Source organism: Paenibacillus sp. 4624 (assembly GCF_050435065.1).
GTDB classification, from domain to species: Bacteria; Bacillota; Bacilli; order Paenibacillales; family Paenibacillaceae; genus Paenibacillus; species Paenibacillus amylolyticus_D.
This window is the reverse complement of record NZ_JBNDJR010000005.1, coordinates 63,079-81,047: the sequence shown is the minus strand read 5'-3', so window position 1 is coordinate 81,047 and position 17,969 is coordinate 63,079. Positions and strand designations below refer to the sequence as shown.

Annotated in this window: 15 protein-coding genes and 1 pseudogene; all 16 read right to left on the bottom strand. The window is 44.1% G+C overall.

The genetic code is table 11. The features are described from left to right. Positions 1-30 precede the first annotated feature (30 nt). Positions 31-630 (bottom strand): TetR/AcrR family transcriptional regulator, encoded by a 600-nt coding sequence (locus tag ABIE27_RS13185; RefSeq protein ID WP_123063567.1) that lies wholly within the window; start codon positions 628-630, stop codon positions 31-33. 18 nt (positions 631-648) lie between these two features. Next, positions 649-1,052: pseudogene (locus tag ABIE27_RS13180) on the bottom strand (CPBP family intramembrane glutamic endopeptidase). Positions 1,053-1,653: 601 nt separating this feature from the next. Next, positions 1,654-2,844, bottom strand: coding sequence for a PLP-dependent aminotransferase family protein (locus tag ABIE27_RS13175; protein ID WP_429350671.1), 1,191 nt, complete (start codon positions 2,842-2,844; stop codon positions 1,654-1,656). 169 nt (positions 2,845-3,013) lie between these two features. Continuing rightward, positions 3,014-3,703, bottom strand: coding sequence for a DUF421 domain-containing protein (locus ABIE27_RS13170; RefSeq protein ID WP_429350821.1), 690 nt, complete (start codon positions 3,701-3,703; stop codon positions 3,014-3,016). 177 nt (positions 3,704-3,880) lie between these two features. Further along, entirely contained in the window at positions 3,881-5,020 is a 1,140-nt protein-coding gene (locus tag ABIE27_RS13165) for an NAD(P)/FAD-dependent oxidoreductase (protein WP_429350670.1), read from the bottom strand. Continuing rightward, positions 5,017-5,745 (bottom strand): SAM-dependent methyltransferase, encoded by a 729-nt coding sequence (locus ABIE27_RS13160; protein ID WP_123063571.1) that lies wholly within the window; start codon positions 5,743-5,745, stop codon positions 5,017-5,019. Before ABIE27_RS13160 ends, ABIE27_RS13165 begins: the two co-directional genes overlap by 4 nt. Next, positions 5,732-6,889, bottom strand: coding sequence for a type III polyketide synthase (locus tag ABIE27_RS13155; RefSeq protein ID WP_429350669.1), 1,158 nt, complete (start codon positions 6,887-6,889; stop codon positions 5,732-5,734). The genes ABIE27_RS13160 and ABIE27_RS13155 overlap by 14 nt, the downstream gene beginning before the upstream one ends. 368 nt (positions 6,890-7,257) lie before the next feature. Beyond that, entirely contained in the window at positions 7,258-8,811 is a 1,554-nt protein-coding gene (locus ABIE27_RS13150) for a hypothetical protein (protein WP_429350668.1), read from the bottom strand. Between the two features lie 167 nt (positions 8,812-8,978). Further along, positions 8,979-9,893 (bottom strand): alpha/beta hydrolase, encoded by a 915-nt coding sequence (locus tag ABIE27_RS13145; protein WP_123063574.1) that lies wholly within the window; start codon positions 9,891-9,893, stop codon positions 8,979-8,981. A gap of 70 nt (positions 9,894-9,963) precedes the next feature. Beyond that, positions 9,964-10,317 (bottom strand): MmcQ/YjbR family DNA-binding protein, encoded by a 354-nt coding sequence (locus ABIE27_RS13140; RefSeq protein ID WP_123063575.1) that lies wholly within the window; start codon positions 10,315-10,317, stop codon positions 9,964-9,966. Positions 10,318-10,454: 137 nt separating this feature from the next. Further along, on the bottom strand, positions 10,455-11,888 hold the full coding sequence (locus ABIE27_RS13135) for a DEAD/DEAH box helicase (protein ID WP_429350667.1): 1,434 nt from the start codon (positions 11,886-11,888) through the stop codon (positions 10,455-10,457). Between the two features lie 105 nt (positions 11,889-11,993). Continuing rightward, positions 11,994-12,623, bottom strand: coding sequence for a pentapeptide repeat-containing protein (locus ABIE27_RS13130; RefSeq protein WP_123063577.1), 630 nt, complete (start codon positions 12,621-12,623; stop codon positions 11,994-11,996). Positions 12,624-12,677: 54 nt separating this feature from the next. Beyond that, the gene (locus ABIE27_RS13125) at positions 12,678-13,487 is read right to left on the bottom strand and encodes a class I SAM-dependent methyltransferase (RefSeq protein ID WP_429350666.1); all 810 of its coding nucleotides are present in this window, start codon (positions 13,485-13,487) and stop codon (positions 12,678-12,680) included. A 948-nt stretch (positions 13,488-14,435) separates the two neighbouring features. After that, a complete protein-coding gene (locus ABIE27_RS13120; RefSeq protein ID WP_123063578.1) occupies positions 14,436-15,539 on the bottom strand; it encodes a threonine aldolase family protein in 1,104 nt (367 codons plus the stop codon). After that, a complete protein-coding gene (locus ABIE27_RS13115) occupies positions 15,536-15,997 on the bottom strand; it encodes a MarR family winged helix-turn-helix transcriptional regulator (RefSeq protein ID WP_240036711.1) in 462 nt (153 codons plus the stop codon). Before ABIE27_RS13115 ends, ABIE27_RS13120 begins: the two co-directional genes overlap by 4 nt. A gap of 178 nt (positions 15,998-16,175) precedes the next feature. Continuing rightward, positions 16,176-17,894, bottom strand: a complete 1,719-nt coding sequence (locus ABIE27_RS13110) for an ABC transporter ATP-binding protein (RefSeq protein WP_123063579.1) — start codon at positions 17,892-17,894, stop codon at positions 16,176-16,178. Positions 17,895-17,969: the final 75 nt, after the last annotated feature.

Here is a 17,969-nt window from a genome sequence, read left to right as displayed (position 1 = left end):
ACAAACAACCGAAAAGAGACGACTCTCTGGTCAGCCTGTAGCAATTCCTTTTAGAAGCAAGTTAACCGCTTTGACATGCAGAGCCGCATATTCATCCCCGCTTAGATTTGGCTTAGTTAAGCAGAGTTGAGTTGCTCCAGCCAAGGTTGACATGACCCCAAAGCTCAATGTTTCGATGTCTTCATTAATAAAAATGCCTTGATTAATCCCCGTCTGCAACACCTGCCTAATTGCAGCATAAGCTACTTCTGTGATTTCCTTTAATGTAGTCAATGACTCGGATTCGCTAGAAAGTGTTCTAGAATACTCTTCAAGTGCCTGGATTAATGGACTTTCACAGTCTCTTCCGAATAAATCAGCCATTTCAAGTAACTGTTCGCTGGGAGACGAAGATTGCTCCATCAAACGAAGCCATTTTTGAGACATTTGTTCGGTATGCTGAGTAAGCAGTTGGAGAAATAGTACCTCTTTATTTTTAAAGTGATGGTATAGGTTTCCTTTGCTCATCTGTGTCAATGCACACAAGTCATCCATAGTAGCTCGATCATAACCTTTTTCAATAAATAACAGTTTGGCATGGTTTAAAATAATCGTTTTAGCTTCCTCTGCTGGCAATCTTCTTCTGGTCATGAGTTTCCTCCCGAAACCTTATGAACGGTTCATTTTATGCTTGAAAAATTGAAAAGCACCATATGAGATAACGATAACAAAAATCCCAAACAATGCAAATGGCATATCTAATGTGTGGCGGTATACAATATTTTGCAGACCCATGTTTTCCAAAGTCGACGTTCCATATCCCCAGATGGATGTATTAAACATGTTCGTGGCAAAATGAATACCGATGGGAGCAGCCAGACCATTCGTATGGTAAGCTACGATTCCCAAAAAGAGCGCTGCCAGCATATAATACAGGGGTCCAAAAATCCCGTAATGCAGCATTTCGGGGTTAAACCCATGGAGCAGAGCAAAGATCAGGGAGTGACAAAGATAGACCAGAATGCACCGCCTCTTAATGATCTGAACATACGGTACATATAACCTCTAAACAAAATCTCTTCAGCAGCACTTTGAAACAAAATCAAAGGAGCAGTAACGATGAGTACACCTAACCACGGAAGGGGATCGAAATTAAACGCAAAAGCTTGAGGATGCAGAGCGATATCGACAAGTAAATACAGGATAAGCGCAGTGAAGTACCATGCAAAATAAATAGCAAACTTGCGGAAATCAGGCCTTCTACCTTCAAGAAAAAAATGTTCTAAAAGGGATTTTAAAGAAATACCTGGTGATCATGTAGACGCCGAGAATCAGGAAAGAAAAAGACAAATATAGTGTGATCAATTGGGGTAATCCAGAACGAGTAGCAGGAATCAGAGTATTCAGTAGATTGAACCATAATAAAGTACCGCCCTGCCAAATAATCAAAATAAGTACGAGGCATGCTGCGGATTTTAAACTTGATGGTATCGGCGGTTGAAGGCCATAATTCCTTTCCATGATACACACCCATCTCTTATTGTATTTACCGACTATATAGTCGGTAAATACAATATATATATCCAAATCATTTCTGTCAACGATAATTACTGGCTAAAATGATCACACAAAAAGCCGCCCGAGGGCGGCTTTTTGTATGATCATTCAATGGTTTTACGAAAACGAGTTCCTTAACACTTGTCCAAGAATCTCGACACCTTTAGCAATTTGTTCATCGGATGGTGTTGAGAAATTAAGTCGAATCGCATTGCAAGGGTCTTGCTCATTCACGAGGAAGGCATTTCCTGGTACTACGGCTACACCTTGCGCGGCCGCTGTTTTCGCATAATCCACCATCGGTACATGAGCAGGCAGATCGCACCATAGGAATAGTCCGCCATCTGGACGAGTGTAGCTCACAGCATCGCCTAGATGCTCTTGCAGTTTGTCCATCATCAGTGTCGCCTTTCGGAGGTAAACTTCGCGAATGTGACTGATATGCCCGGCATAATCATACTCCGTCATAAAACGATGAGCCAGAATCTGCGGAAGCATCGCTGTATGTACGTCTTCCCCCTGCTTGGCTACAACCATCTTCTCCACGACTTCATGCGGAGCCTGTACAAAGCCAACTCGCAGTCCGGCCGACAAAATTTTGGAGAATGACCCGACATAGATGACCAAGCCATCTTCGTCCATGGACTTAATCGTCGGTACGTCCTCACCATTAAATCGAAGCTCTCCGTATGGATTATCCTCCAGAATCATAACACCGTACTTCTTAGCCAGTGCATAGATCGCTTGGCGCTTCTCCAGACTGGTGGTTACGCCTGTAGGATTTTGGAAACTAGGAATGACATAGATCATCTTTACATTCGCCTCGGTTTGCAGTGCATGCTCAAGTTTATCAACGTCCATACCGTCCATCTCCATCGGAACCCCTGCCAGCTTCGCACCGGAAGCACGGAAGGAATTCAGTGAACCGATAAAGCTGGGACTTTCACAGATAATCGTATCGCCTTCATTACACAGCACTTTACACGCAAGCTCAATCCCTTGTTGGGCCCCGGACACGATAAAGAGTTGGTCGGACGGCTTACCTGTGTTGAAATTCTGCTCGAGGTGTTGCTGGAGCGCCTCGCGAAGCGGTACATATCCTTCCGTGATGCCATATTGCAACGCGGTAATCGGGTCTTCTTCAAGAATCGACTGGGTGAATGTACGAATCGCTTCAATCGGAAACGTTTCTGGCGCAGGGTTGCCCGCTGAGAATGGAATTACATTTTGACCTGAAGAAGCTTTTAAAATTTCACGAATAATTGATGGTTGCAAAGATGCAATCCGGTTGGAAAAGGTATAATTCATCTTCAATAACATCCTCTCGGCATCTAATCGATCTGAGTTCTAGCTCTAATGATACATTAGACTCTATTATACGAGCATTTTTCATTTTGCCAAAGAGACGATTTCAAAGCGTATCATTTTCTAATTAAAATCATTATTAAAATGGTTATTATATTTCTGGTTAAACTATCTACTCTACGTCAACTGGATGTTGTAATTGATCTTTATAATAGTCGATATATAGTTTGCCATTGCTCCCTATAACAGCATAAAAAACATCGCTAACCTGTTTTTCATTAGACTTGAGTTGTTTCAATAACTGATCCTCAGATACATCATTTAGATTTATATTTTCTTTCAACAACTGGCCATCCATAATCATTTCAATGGGTAAACGTTCTTTTGTATCTTTTTTTTGATTTATATCTTGCATTGTTATCGTTCTGAATTGCTTTTTTTTCATGACTGAAATTTGACCGTTGACCTCAAGTAAAGCGTATTCGACTTCATTGATATCAAAAACCTCTTTTTGTCTAAGTGCTTGGTTAAGAGAATCCAGCGTCATTTTATTCTTGGCTAAATTATCCTCAAGAACTTTGCCACCCTCTATTAATACCGTCGGTGAACCTTCCGCTAGCAAACGCATTTTTCTACTCTTTAAATTCCATTTAGACAATAAATAAGAAGTCCCGGTGAAAACAACAAGCGAAATTAAGAGATGTATCACCTCCATTTTTTCATTAAATGCTAAATTTGCAGCAATCGCTCCCATAATTACAGCGGTGACGAAATCATGAAAGTTCATATTAGATAATGTCTGTTTGCCAAGCATTCTCGTAATGAGGAGTAAGAGTAGAAAAGCAGATATACTTCGAACCAAAATATTAAGATGATCGATCAACTAAATCATCCTTCCATATCAAAATTAGAGTACATTCTCTAAAAGTATTCACATATAAAATTTAAAATATAATACAAGAAATAGAACCCGATTAGAAAATCATGATATGTAGGCTTAAAACAGCAAAAAGCTGCCGCTGGCAGCCCTTATCTTATCTTACTTCATCTCAGACAGTCTCGTCGCTTTCACAACGTAGGTCGCAAGCCAGGGAAACATTCGAGCGAGAGCTGGATAAAAGCGGTTGGTTTTCGCAAAAGCCAGATTCTGAATCATTCTGGCTCTTCGAAGCAACGGTGCGAACTCCCGATTCGCTTCGAGCGTATACTCGCTTTGCCACGTGGTATAGTCTATTTGATCCTTGAGATATGCATCTGTGCAACGCGCGCACAAGATCGAAGAGCGAAGGGCAATGGACATTCCGTCTCCGCACAGGGGGGGAATGACCATCATTGTATCCCCAATATGCGGATAATCGCCCCATGGTTCCGGGACATTAGACAGTTGTAAAGGCGCAACAGACACTTGGGTTCCCTGAATGGCCTCCCCTGCTGCTAAACGAGCTGCCAGATTTGAATTCGTCATCGCGGCTGCCTGCAAAATCTCTGTTACGGACTTGCCGCTCCCTTGTACGGAATCAAGCGTTAACAGCGCTGCAACATTAACCGTGTCGTTTTCAATCGGAGATATACCCACATAACCACCATCACAAAAATATAATTCTACTCTCGCCGGTATGTTAATACCTCTGTAATGAGATTTGACACCGACGTATATGGTCTCGTCTCGAACTCCTTTTTCGCTGCTTGATCCTCTCAGCTTTTTGCTGCCGTGTGCCCCGATAACTGCCTTGGCTTGATAACATCTCTGCTCATTGCCCTGCTTTACTTCGACTTCATAGCTCTGATTCTCAAGCTTCCGGATCGAGGTAATATTCACTTTAGTTAAAATTTCGGCCCCTGCGGCATAAGCCTGCTGATGCAGTAGTTGATCCAGCTCATATCGGCTTATTCCATAGGCGAATCCAGGCAAAGGTGCTTCAATCTCTCCACCATCCGGCATCGTAATTCGGGCATGATCCATTCTGCTGGGGCTCTTATCCTGCTTCAAAAGATGAATGCCAAGGTGCTCCAGCATCTCCCTCGTTTCAGGTGACATGAACTCTCCACATGTTTTATGCCTTGGGAACTGTTGCCGATCCAGCAACATCGTTCGATGACCTTGCCTGGCCAGTTCAATCGCACAGCTACTGCCCGCAATGCCAGCTCCAACAATAATCACATCCGTTGATCTCGTCACGTTAGTACACCCCCCTTTTGAGGAATCACCACAGAATACCGGAATAACGGTTGCCACTCATAGGTCATTGTCTCGTGCTTCAATCGATGTTTGAGTTCCTGCCAATCCTGATCTGTAAATCCCTTGGCTACCGACAACGGCCCGTCATGACGAATATAACGGTTACGTGAGATAAGTCTGGTTGTAATCCATACCGCTTTGTAAGACACCGGATGACGGTGAATATCATTAATAACCACACCATATCTCGAAGCACGAAGCATATGACTGACCATGCCCACAAGCTGTTCTCCTTCAAAATGGTGAATAAACTGTGAGCCTGTCACAATATCGGCTGAAGCATCAGGCAACGCTTTTAGATCGGCACGCTGTACTCGAACACGAGGCTCGCTCTGGAACAACTGTCTTGCTTCTTCACAAGCCTCTTCGGTCAGATCCACTAGCGTAATTTGCATATCTACCCCTTGTTTTTTCGCCCAATGTAATAGCTTCTGATTCACATCACCTGAACCCGCACCAACGTCCAGAAGGGTTAACGTATCCGGCTTACCTATGGATTTCCATAACTTCTCCACACCGGACACGGTGGGACCAGGCGCAGCAAATATTTTGTTCAACCGCCGCAGATGTCGCAGCGCTTCACGCAATTCTTCTCCACCCATCGAAAAGTCATCCATCAATTCGTCTTCCTTGGCACGGCTGCTCAATCTTCTAAAGAAGGACATGATCCTGCTCCTCCATGACCGATGTTAGCGCCGGAACATACGTGAATTTCATTAATTCTGCAGTAAGTCCTGGCCCAAAAGCCATGGCTACGCCTTCCGTAGACGACTGCTCCTGATTTTTCATATCCATGCGCATCGCTTGCATCACAAACAAGATGGTATTCGAAGACAAGTTGCCGTAATCTCTCAAAACATCCCGACTATACTTTGTCTGTTCTGACTTCAAATTCATAACTTCCTGAACAGAATCTACGATTCCTCGTCCGCCCGGATGTATTGCCCATAGTTCGGGAAGATGTTCACTTTGCAGCAAAAGACCCAATTCTTCTTGCAAATGGTTGCCAAGCAATTTCGGAATACGGGGCGACAGATGCAAATCATAACCATAATCGGCCACTTTCCAAGTCATGTCCTCCGTCGAATCGGGTAGCAACACCGAATAGCCAGTTCCCAGACCCAGGTAGTCTCTGTGCTTCGCTTCAGGCGTACCTACGATAGATGCAGAAGCAGCGTCTCCAAAGAACGATGCAGCAAACAGTGCCTCTCGATCCTGCACCGGCTGGAAATGGAGTGTGCACAATTCAACGCAAACGATCAACACCACCGAACCTGGAGCACCCTGCACGACGTCGCGAGCCATCTGGATTGCTTTTAACCCTGCTGCGCAGCCCTGAAAAATGAGCGGTAATCGGTTCACCCGAGCAGAAAGTCCAAAGTGTTGAATCAATTGCACATCAAGTCCTGGCAGATACTGCCCGGTGCAGCTAACCGTTATCATGTGAGTTATCGCTTCGGAAGAGATCTGCGCGTCTTGCATCGCTTCTTCCGCTGCTCTGATCGCCAGAGGGAGCGCCTCCCGCTGGTATGTATCCATTCGTTCCCGTGTCGTTGGAATATCTGGCTGTTCACCTGAGGGGATATAACGGCATTCTTCCAATATGCCAAGATAACTCGGTTCCACGGTATACCGTGTCTCTACACCGCAGGATCTGAAAATGCGCTTGCCAAACCTCGCCAAATCCGGTCGATCAACCAGTGAAGAAGCGATAAGCTCCGCAATGTCTGGCTGAGCTACCTTGTGTACAGGGAGAGCCGTTCCCATGCCAAGAATGGCGATATCACTCAAAGGGTTATTTGGATTCATATGAACCTCCTGATTTTGGTTATGATTACCTGCAATTAACACCTCTTACCCTTTATGAAAAAGTTGTAATCCCCAAAATGATATTGATCCACATAAAATTGGTGCTAAAATGTATTGAAGCCATAACATGACATCACTATTTCCAGGCGACGTGTTCTCTGCTCGGATTATATATTTTATTATGATGATTACTTACTCAGAAGCCCCGTTTGACGAACTTCAACAATTTATAGAAAAAAAACACCTCCTAAGGGATGAATCTTTCCGCTACTTACAGGCGGCTTTCATCCTTAGAAGGCGTTATATCTATTTTTGTTCTATATTATATCTCGTTGGCTGCTTGTATGTTTCCTCATCTCCACATTAGATCAATCAACGATTTTTAATTCTTTCCAATCTTCAGCAGCTTGCGGATTGGATTCGACCAGCAATTTTAACGATACCCCGGTCAGGATTTCTCTCAAAGGATAATAGATCCGATTCTTCCACATGATTTGTTTAGCCGGATTTAGAGTGAAGGACTTGTCTTGATATTTCACGATGATCTCATCCTTACTGCGATTTACATTGCCATCAATTAATTTTACTAATTCGTCTACAGGAGTGTAGATTGTAGAGTCCATCGCTCTGAATGTTCCTTGACCCTGGAATTGCATATATTCCCCTTTGTATTTAACTGGCACAGGATCATTAATGGTTAAATAATTGGCCAGGTCAAATGTATAAAAGTACTCTCTCTGACTTGAAGCGTTAATGACATTTCCGCTTCTGGAAGGTGTCATCAGATTAGAGCCAATGACTCGTAATGCACCTTTATTTAACAATCCAGATTGCATAATGTGATCCGTATTATTATTATTCACCCAACCCAGTCCGAAGTCAATCGCAGAAGATCCACCTGTCGTATTAATAGGGATCGTTTGGATTAATTTCGCGGATGAGGTGTCAAATATACGGTATTCTTCCTTGCCAGGAACGCGGCGGCCATTCTCCGTATAGTTAACCCAGAGTACAACATATTTCCCGTTAGGACTAAACTGCGCAACACCGAATGTGTAATTCGCCTTAGCTGAATTGGATTCGAGTAATGTATGTGCCTTGCCGTTAATAATCAATTCGTGTTTGAACATTCTTTTTTGCTTCGTTTGCTTATACATTGTAGATGAAGTTAACATTTTCTTGTAGACGTAATCATCCGTGTTTTTTTTTCTATAGGAACCTAGTCTGCGCTCGCTCCCATCTGGCCTGATCTCGTAAGAATATTCACCGGGATTGTCCACATAACCTCGACCAGAAACGTAATTTTTTCCTGGCGTAACATATAACGAACCTTTAGTTGGTTCTGGATCGAAATCATTATGAAATAACAAATTTGTTACATAAAGACTCGTGTGTTCGGAAGGTCTTTCTTTAGTTCTATGTATTAGCTTATTCGTTGATAACGAATATACGAGATACTCACGTGGTCCTTTTTCGACAACATACATGTTCGCATCGGGATAAATTTCATCTATCGTACCCGTAGATTTACTTACATTTCCGATTACAGATACCTTGTTGGATCGACTATCATACTTCAAAATTTGCTGGTTAGATGCCGTGTATAATGTACTGTACCTGATCCAAGGGCTCTTTGTATTCGATCCATATGCTTCTGTAAAAGAATAGTCCTTTGATGTGTCTATAAAATCAATTACCGTATCTTCATGACGAAACAGACCTGTCGAATAATCTACCATCGTCTTTCGAATAACAGGCTCTTTCGTTTCGTTTTGCTTGTAAGTATGATACATCCATTGAAAATATATCTTTTGCTTTACTCCAGCTCCTTCCCCACTAGCCATATCTGCTTTCCCCGGAAAAGTACAAATTAACAAAAATAACATAATTAGAAATGATGCTGTAAAATGAAGTTTTCTCATCCCAATCTCCTATCTTAAATGTAATCAATAGACTTTCAGGACTATTATAAATGTGAGAGATATTAGCCTACAAGGATTATAAATCCAGTTCATCTTTTGAACTTTGACGGTCATAAGAAGGAAACTTGTTTTCACACAAAAAAAGCCGCTCGCAGGCGGCTTCAATATCATTGTTCTTTGTTAACTTCTGCCCGGCTAAAAACATCCCTCAACTTGTCACTCATCAAGTACCAAGCATCTTCAGCCATTTCAATATCGCCATGATGTGTAAAACCGTGTATTGCTCCTGCGTACTCTTTGTGGGTCACCTTTACACCGTCTGCTTCCAGCTTCGCTGCGTATGTACGTGCCTCCTGGGCTAAAGAATCTCTCTCTGCAGTAAGAATCAAAGCCTCAGGCAAATTAGAGAGCGATTCGGCAAGCACGGGAGAAGCAAACGGGTTCGCGGCATCCTCTGGTTTCGTTAAATACATCGCATTAAACGTCCTAGCCACATGGGCCGGAATAGCTTCCGGAAAATCAGGTTTCTCCCCCGGATCTGTAGCCAAATCCAGCACAGCGTAATCCATGATTTGGAGCAAAATTTGGAATTCGTCCCCACGTTCCCTATTTAACAAACATACCGATGTAGCCAGATTACCTCCCGCACTATGGCCGCCAATAGCAAACATAGCCGCATTAGCGGAGAACTGATCTGCATTGGAATGCATCCACTTCACGACGTCATAGCACTCATGGACAGCAGTGGGAAATTTATGTTCAGGTGCTAACTTGTAATCAATGTTCACGACGAGACATGCTGCACGATCTGCAATCAAACGGCACCATGGGTCGTCCCCGTCGGCCTGACCCAGCACAAACCCGCCTCCATGCATGTTAAAGAACACGGGCCAAGTTACGACTTGTTCGTTCTTCTTTCGGTTCGGCACATACACCAGCACCCGGGTTTCTCCGGCGGAGGTAGGAATCATGTATTCTTTTACAGTAACGTCATATGTAAGACTTGGTTGGAGACTCTGATCATTTCCCGAGCTATGCTGACGCATTTGTTGAACCATGGCGATCTGCTGCTGTTGATCCATTCACATTCACTCCTTCATCATCTTTGTGTATAGCGAAAACTGCTACAAGCACATCTAGCTTCATTTAAATCTATTCGCTCAGTGTCTCCTGAATCCTCTTTGGAAGCTTCTGCACGATCAAGTCATAGGAGTGATCAATCATAGCATAAATGTCCTCGTTCGGTAAGGAACCATCAAGTTTAACGGTATTCCAGTGCTTTTTATTCATATGGTAACCGGGAATAACAGCCTCATGCTGCTCTCTCAGGTTCTCCGCAATCATCGGATCACATTTCAGATTCAAACGGCTATTCTCTCCATTGCCTTCAAACAGAAGTGCAAACATTTTGTCTGCTACCTTAATTACGGCCGCCTCAGGCCCGAATGGAAATTCCTTCACAGCACCTTTTTTGCCAAGACAATAATCCAGGATGCCATCCGTCACAATACTTCCTCCTCTAAACTCAACTCGTTTACCTTCCATTTTAATCGAATGTATGTTTGGTTGTAAATGAAGTTTACTAGCCATCCACAAAGAAAACCTTCTCCTATATATCGGAGAAGGCTTGGTTCTGTTGGCTGTTAATTGACCTTATCACGGCGCGTTTTGTTCCGGCGCTCTTGACCTTGATAGGAAGAACGGCTGTTAGTTTGGCTATGCTCTGCTTTATCCCGTTTGGTAAACCATTCGGACTTTGGCTTACGCGCCGGATTGGTTTTGGATTTCCCCGGTTTATCCGCAGCAGCGCGATTAAATCCAGATCTACTATCAGCTGTTCTGGAACTTTGTTTCGTTCGTTTACCTTGACTCGTTTGATTCATTGGGGCAAAAACGGGCAGATTCGTCATCGGGTAAGGATGATCCTTCACTTCGGGAATCGATTTCTTGATGACTTTCTCGATATCTTTCAGGAAAGGAAGCTCATCCTTCTCACAGAACGAGATCGCCATCCCGCTTTTCCCAGCTCGGCCTGTCCGTCCAATGCGGTGAACATAAGTCTCAGGGATGTTCGGCAGATTGAAGTTGATGACATGAGTCAACTCTTCCACATCGATACCTCTCGCCGCAATGTCGGTTGCGACCAGCACACGAGTTGCACCACTTTTAAAATTGCTCAGCGCACGTTGCCGTTCATTCTGTGACTTGTTACCGTGAATGGCCTGCGCCGTCACGTTTATTTTGGCCAAATCTCGCGTAACCCGATCAGCTCCGCGTTTGGTCCGAGTGAATACCAGTGCAGTAGCAATGGATTTATCCTGCAAAATATGATTTAACATGTTCTGCTTCTTGCCTTGCTCCAGCAAATATACAGACTGTTGAATACGATCTACCGTTGAAGATACCGGGGTAATCTCCACTTTGACGGGGTTCACCAGCAGTGTTTGCACCATCTTCACAATCTCTGGCGGCATGGTTGCTGAGAAGAATAAAGTCTGTTTTTTGTTTGGCATCTTGGCAATGATGCGTTTCACATCGTGGATAAAACCCATATCGAGCATGCGGTCAGCTTCATCCAGTACAAGAATTTCCACTTTGCTCAGATCAATCTGCTTCTGATTCACCAGATCCATCAAGCGTCCAGGTGTAGCAATGATAATGTCTGCTCCCTGTTGCAGTGCGCGCTCCTGCACTCTTTGAGATACGCCCCCCACAATCGCCACGGAGCGAATGTCGGTGTATCTGCTGTACATTTTAACATTATCGGATATTTGAATGGCTAGCTCCCTTGTTGGGGACAAGATCAGTGAGCGAATCGCACGGACGGATTTTGCTTTTGGATCTGACTGTTTACCGGGAGTCCCTTGTTTCTGCTTGCTGCCTTGGCTCAGTAACTGGATAATGGGCACCGAAAATGCTGCTGTCTTACCTGTTCCCGTCTGCGCACAACCAAGTAAATCTCTGCCCGCAAGCACGGCTGGTATGGATTGCTCCTGAATCGGAGTAGGTTTACTGTAATTTGCTTTTTTCAATCCTTCCAAAATCGGAGGGATAATGTTTAATTCCTGAAATGTCATGTTATCTCCTTCATCTACGCACATCTCTACATAAAACGAATCTTTATGTCACACGTAACGGTTAAGGATAACACTAAATCACGATTCTGTATATCTTTTTGAACTTTATTTGATGATTAGTCCCATTAATCCGGCAAATGTTGCTGCTTGATGCGGCGCGATCGCACACCCGGCCAGATCCTCCAGCGTAAGAATAAGAGCATCAAATTCACTATCACTGAGGTCCAACCCTTTCATTGGTGTTCCGGTAAACGTGACCTGATCCAGTCTACATGCACCATATGCGATCTTTTGTAATTTTAAATAGGCAAAGTCCGCACCAATCAAGCTACACTCGGTGTACTCAACCTGTTTGAGATGGGCAAAACGAAAATTGCTATAGTCACATATACTCTGGCCGATGCTGACGTTCTGCCACCTGCTACCGGAAAAGTCCGTGCCGACCAGTTTACAATTGGCCCACTCCGTGCGATGCATAAACGTATTTTGCAGATTCACATTGGAAAAGTCACAGTGCTCGAACCGCACATCCGTAAATTCACAATGTTCAAGTGATGACTCCAGAATGGTTACATGCCGGAACACCACGTTCTCGAATGATACTTTGCTCACCTCCAGCATGTCCAGTGTCATATGTTCAAACAGTCTGTCCTTGTATTCTGTTTTCGAATCCAAAGTATAGATCGGTTCAGATTCAAGCAACTGTTCGGTCAGCTTTGGTTTCTCTATTTTCATGCAATCCTCCTTTGATCTTGGTCGGGTTTATGCCAGCCTGGCTATTCTCGTTCGCTAACCTTTTACAGCCACAACTCGCATTCTGGCAATATCCAGATTCCACTGCCCTTCATGATAAAGCACCGGTTCTACTTTCTTTTCGACAATCTCCATTATCATCTCCTGCTCCGCTGCTTCAATATCGTGGAACAGATACGATGCAAAGCTGCTGAGCCATGGACGGACTCCCTGTTTCAGCGGCCTCATCGTGTCGGAATGTTGTATGAATAACACTCGGAATCCATGTTGCTCCAGCAAACTTGAAAACTCCCCTACGGTAGGGTGATACCACGGATTCCGTCCTTCCCATGTATATCCTCGTGTGAGCAACTCGTCCCGAACCGCATGAAGAAGGATCGCCGTATTTCCACTTCCTGCAAACTCAGTAACAAGACGCCCTCCTTCCTTTAACGCCAATTGCACGGTTTTCACAACAGCAGTAGCATCCGCCATCCAATGGAATGCAGCATGAGAAAATACAGCGTCATAACGTTCATTCGTCCGATATTCACAAGCATCCGCGATCTGAAAATCCAGTTCGGGATGTTTCTCCATAGCCTGTGCAATATTCTCTTTCGAAAAATCAATGCCTGTGGTGATCGCTCCGGTTGCCGCAATTTTAGCCGTCAGCACGCCATTCCCACATCCCAAATCCAGAATGCGTTCTCCGGGGGATGGCTGTAACATCGTTAGAAGAGGCATGGATTGTATGGGAAGCTTCGCTTGTAGAGCTTGGATCGCTGGAGTCGATTCATTTATTGAAAAAGTAGACTGTTTTCCAGCCAGTGAAGTATTCGTTGAAAAGGATTGCCCTTCCGGTATCATAACATCTCTCCTTCATATTATAGATTAGAGATATAAAGTGTCTATAATAGCTTAATTCAATCAGAGAAAGATGTCAATCTAATCTAACAACTAAGGTCTTAACCACTAAGATTTAACAATCACGGTCTAACAATGGAGGTCTAATGTTTCTACCTCCTGCTAAACTAACCCTTAATAAACTCACATCTAGTAAACTAATTTCTAATAAACTCACATCTAGTAAACTAATTTCTACTAATATTTAGCATGCACATAAAATCCGGATTGCATCATTTTCATATAAAATAAAAAGAAGTGCCCTACAGGTTACAGCTAACCTGCAAGACACCCCCAAATTCTATTCCAGGCACATCTCATCCCTATAATTAGCTCTCTATCCTTGGATGATTGTATGTGGCACTAATTTATGAAAACAGTAGACCACTCCTGGCCAGTTAGAAATTTCTAACGATCACCAGAAACGCTATTTGGCTCGAATCAGGCAATTCTAAATTCTAACGATCACCAGGAAGCTTATTTTATAATAAATCAGCATTTCATCCTGAAAAAGCGCGATTCTTATTCGAATAACGTCTGTGGTGATCGTTAGAAAAATTCAATCGCTAAAATGCCCCAAATAAGCTCTGTCATGATCGTTAGCGTTTGAAACCTCACTCAGTTCTCTTCCATACCTTTGATAAAGGTGCTCTACTTCAGAGACAGCATGTTTATATTCGGATGGCCCACTTCATTCTACTGCACCTCTAGAGCAATCCAAGTGCTGTTCAACCACACTTCAACGGCACTTCAGCTACAGTCGAGATGGACTTCAACGGCACTCAATTGCAATTCAAATGCAGTATAAATCAGTCCTATTACTTTTTTTCAGTATCCACGTTTCTCTGCTTATTGGGGCACCTCGTAACTCTATCTGCGATGTTATTTACGCATTCAATTACACCAATTCAATTACACCATTACCGCTGTCTCTATCACTGCAACCGCTTCAGCGAATTCAGCTTGACCTTCATCCTTCTGCAACAGTGATGCAATATCACGTGCTAGTGCTTCTACGTTTTCTGGGCGAGTGGCCCAACTGGTACAGAAGCGAACTGCACTGCGGGAGTGGTCAACCTTTTCCCAAAATGTAAATGTGTAGTCTTCGCTCAATTGTGCCAGCAAGGAATCCGGCAGAATCGGGAACTGCTGATTCGTGGGAGAATCATACAAGAACTTCACACCATGTTGCTTAAGGGTATCATGAATTTTCAAAGCCATATCTACGGCATGACGGGAAATTTCCAGATACAGACCATCTTCAAACAATGTTTCAAACTGGATACCGAGCAATCTACCTTTGGCCAGCAGACCGCCTTTTTGCTTGATAATATAACGGAAATCCCGCTTCAACGCATCATTGAGAATAACAACCGCCTCACCCATCAATGCACCAATTTTGGTTCCGCCAATATAAAATACATCGCATAGTCGAGCAAGATCGGCCATCGTCATATCACAATCTTTGGATGCAAGAGCATAACCGAGACGTGCTCCATCCACAAAAAATGGAAGACCGCACGCCTTGCTTACCGCATACAGCGCTTCAAGTTCAGCTTTGCTATACATGGTGCCATACTCGGTCGGTTGGGATATGTATACCATGCCCGGTTGCACACTGTGCTCTGGTGACGATTCCTGTGCATGTGCATCATAGACAGCTTTTACTTGCGCAGCCGTGATTTTGCCATCCAGACTCGGAACCGTCAGCACCTTGTGTCCTGTCGCCTCAATCGCACCTGTCTCATGAACAGCAATATGGCCAGATACCGCTGCAATGACGCCTTGATGTGGACGAAGAATAGATGCAATTACCGTTGTGTTGGTCTGTGTACCTCCAACGAGAAAATGTACATCTGCCTCTTCATTGCCACAGACATCCCGAATCAGCATACGTGCGCGCTCACAATGATCATCTGTGCCATAACCACTCGTTTGCTCCATATTGGTTTCCATTAATCGCTGCAAAATGCGTTCGTGCGCACCTTCGTTATAATCACATTCAAATCGTATCATCGTGCTCTCTCTCCTGCCTTCTTGTTCAGCTTCTCTTGGATGTTCATCATAGAGGCATATACCTCTTGAATCTCTTCTTCATTCAGGTTTTGCATTAATTTCATAATCTGCTGATCGGATCGGTCATTCAGCTCATTAAACAACACTTGCCCTTTTTCCGTCAGGCGAATGAGGCTAACCCGGCTGTCCTCTGTGGAATCCACCTTAATAAGCAGCCCTTCCTTTGTCAGCTTGTTCACGATCCGGCTCATATAGCTGCGATCAATGGTGAGTGTATCGACCAGGTTGTTCGCAATGCTTTCCCCACGCATGCCAATCTCAATAATGACCCGGACTTCGGCAAAAGAATATCCCGTCCCGAGAATATGCTTATCAAGCACCCCGAGAATATTAGTATAAAAACGGTTAAACCGCCGCATGTCTGCGAGAACTTCCGGTTGAATATGTTGAGAGTTCATCACGAAACCTCCCTTTTAGTGGACATTGTCAACATTATATTAATCAGGATTGTGGACACTGTCAACAATATTCTTCCATATCAACATCTCCAGACATCGGATATGTAAAAAAACACAAAAAAGCCGCGCATTGCGCGGCAACTTTAATGAATTTTAAAGAACTTGGTGAAATACCTGCCTACGAGTGATTGTGTTGAACTTGATGCAGGCGGCTGTAGATACCTCCGGCAGCAACCAGCTCTTCGTGATTGCCTTGTTCAGCGATGCCTTCGGTGTTCACCACGATAATGCGGTCTGCATTCTTGATAGTGGTCAGTCGGTGAGCAATCACCAGCGTTGTTCTGCCTACCGACAATTCGGCAAGAGATTGCTGAATGAGTGCTTCCGTTTCCGTATCCAGGGCAGATGTCGCTTCATCCAAAATAAGAATGGGCGGATTTTTGAGGAACATGCGGGCGATGGACAAACGTTGTTTTTGCCCTCCAGACAGCTTTACTCCTCGTTCTCCAATAATTGTGTCCATGCCGTCCGGCAAGCTTAGAATCAGTTCTTCCAGTGAAGCACGGCGAGCCGCTTCCCAGATCTGATCCTCGGTTGCGGTCAGATCGCCATATGCAATATTTTCCTTGATCGTACCCGAGAACAGAAATACATCCTGCTGTACGATCCCGATCTGTTTGCGCAAGGATTGCAGCTTAATGTCTCGAATATCCATCCCATCCACCGTAATTCGGCCTTCTTCTACCTCATAAAAGCGTGGAAGCAAGCTACAGATCGTCGTTTTCCCTGCGCCTGAAGGGCCGACAAAAGCAATCGTTTCCCCTGGACGAACCGACAAGCTAATCTGATTCAAGATGCGCCGGCTGGGCTCATAACCAAACGACACATTTTCGAAGCGGATATCTCCCTTCACCTCATGCAGCTCAACCGCCTCTTTGCGATCCGCAATCTCAGGCTCCGTGTCAATGATCTCCAGATAACGTTTGAACCCTGCAATACCCTTCGGGTAACTCTCAATTACGGCATTAATCTTCTCAATCGGGCGGAAGAAAATATTCGACAATAGCAGGAACGCCATGAAATCGCCCATGTTGATTCGGCCATCGATGTAAAACCACGCGCCGCTGATCATGACAAAAACGGTCACCAGACGCATCATCATATAACTCACCGAGATGCTTTTTGCCATCGTTTTGTAAGCAAGTAGTTTGGTTAGACGGAAATTGGCGTTATCTACAGCAAACAGCTTTTTCTCATGCTCTTCATTGGCAAAAGATTGAACGACACGCATCCCGCCTACGTTGTCTTCAATACGTGCATTAAAGTTACCCACGTCACCGAAGAGTCTCCGGTACGTTTTGGTCATCCGACCGCCAAATACAATGATCACCCACGCCATAATCGGAATGATGATAAATGTCAGCAGAGCCAGCTCCAGATTGATATTGGCCATCAGCCAGAATGAGCCGATCAGTGTCATTACAGCGATGAACACATCCTCTGGTCCGTGGTGAGCCACTTCACCAATATCATTAAGGTCATTCGTCAGATGACCGATCAAATGCCCCGTTTTACGATTATCAAAGAACCGGAAAGAAAGCTTCTGCAGGTGGGCGAACATTTTTTCCCGCATATTCGTTTCAATGTTAATCCCAAGCATATGTCCCCAGTATGTAACGACATAGTTTAACACCGTATTCAATGCATAGATCGATAACAGCACGATACAGGCCAGTAAAATCAGCGGCCAGTCCTGTCCTGGCAGCAGTTCATTGATGAACTTACTTACGGCGAGAGGAAATGCCAGCTCTAACAATCCCGCAAATACAGCACAGCCAAAATCGATTAAAAACAGTTTTTTATACGGTCGGTAATACGAAAAAAAGCGACGAAGCATTTCGATTCACACTCACTCTCCACATTCATATTCGATTTGTACAGTGTATACCATTCTATACAGTCTTCCAAAACA

Excerpts from the sequence above, each read along its gene's own strand:
- ABIE27_RS13150 (WP_429350668.1), bottom strand. The coding sequence starts at position 8,811 with ATGAGAAAACTTCATTTTACAGCATCATTTCTAATTATGTTATTTTTG.
- ABIE27_RS13110 (WP_123063579.1), bottom strand. The coding sequence starts at position 17,894 with ATGCTTCGTCGCTTTTTTTCGTATTACCGACCGTATAAAAAACTGTTT.
- ABIE27_RS13155 (WP_429350669.1), bottom strand. The coding sequence starts at position 6,889 with ATGAATCCAAATAACCCTTTGAGTGATATCGCCATTCTTGGCATGGGA.
- ABIE27_RS13120 (WP_123063578.1), bottom strand. The coding sequence starts at position 15,539 with ATGATACGATTTGAATGTGATTATAACGAAGGTGCGCACGAACGCATT.
- ABIE27_RS13125 (WP_429350666.1), bottom strand. The coding sequence starts at position 13,487 with ATGATACCGGAAGGGCAATCCTTTTCAACGAATACTTCACTGGCTGGA.
- ABIE27_RS13185 (WP_123063567.1), bottom strand. The coding sequence starts at position 630 with ATGACCAGAAGAAGATTGCCAGCAGAGGAAGCTAAAACGATTATTTTA.
- ABIE27_RS13115 (WP_240036711.1), bottom strand. The coding sequence starts at position 15,997 with ATGAACTCTCAACATATTCAACCGGAAGTTCTCGCAGACATGCGGCGG.
- ABIE27_RS13175 (WP_429350671.1), bottom strand. The coding sequence starts at position 2,844 with ATGAATTATACCTTTTCCAACCGGATTGCATCTTTGCAACCATCAATT.
- ABIE27_RS13130 (WP_123063577.1), bottom strand. The coding sequence starts at position 12,623 with ATGAAAATAGAGAAACCAAAGCTGACCGAACAGTTGCTTGAATCTGAA.
- ABIE27_RS13145 (WP_123063574.1), bottom strand. The coding sequence starts at position 9,893 with ATGGATCAACAGCAGCAGATCGCCATGGTTCAACAAATGCGTCAGCAT.
- ABIE27_RS13135 (WP_429350667.1), bottom strand. The coding sequence starts at position 11,888 with ATGACATTTCAGGAATTAAACATTATCCCTCCGATTTTGGAAGGATTG.
- ABIE27_RS13160 (WP_123063571.1), bottom strand. The coding sequence starts at position 5,745 with ATGTCCTTCTTTAGAAGATTGAGCAGCCGTGCCAAGGAAGACGAATTG.